Origin of the sequence: Vallitalea maricola, assembly GCF_036985595.1 — a bacterium.
Lineage (GTDB): Bacteria > Bacillota > Clostridia > Lachnospirales > Vallitaleaceae > Vallitalea > Vallitalea maricola.
Genome location: NZ_BTPU01000454.1, coordinates 1 through 341, shown reverse-complemented (window position 1 = coordinate 341; position 341 = coordinate 1). Strand labels below are relative to the sequence as shown.

1 protein-coding gene is annotated in these 341 nt (G+C 37.0%); it reads left to right on the top strand.

Annotation, left to right across the window (positions count from 1 at the left end; all coding sequences use genetic code 11):
• A partial coding sequence (locus AACQ14_RS24615; protein ID WP_339366156.1) for a radical SAM protein occupies positions 1-341 on the top strand: 341 nt, incomplete at both ends.

The window sequence follows — 341 nt, the reverse complement described above, 5'->3', positions numbered from 1 at the left end:
CAACGAATGGCACGTTAATAGATGAGTCCAATATAGCCCAAATCAAAGCGTTTTATTTTCATTATGTTGGTATCAGTATTGATGGTTTAGAAGAATTCCACGATGAATTTCGCCGTCAAAAAGGCAGCTTTAAAACCTCTATGCACGCCATTAAGTTATGTAAAGAGGCAGGAATAAAAATTGGCATGCGTCTTTGTTTAACCAAAGACAACAACAAAGACTTACCCGCAATGCTCGATTTAATGGAAGAAAATAAGGTCGATAAATTCTATTTATCTCACTTAAATTATTCGGGTCGCGGTAAACGTAGCGCTGAGAATGACGCTATGTTTAAAATGACC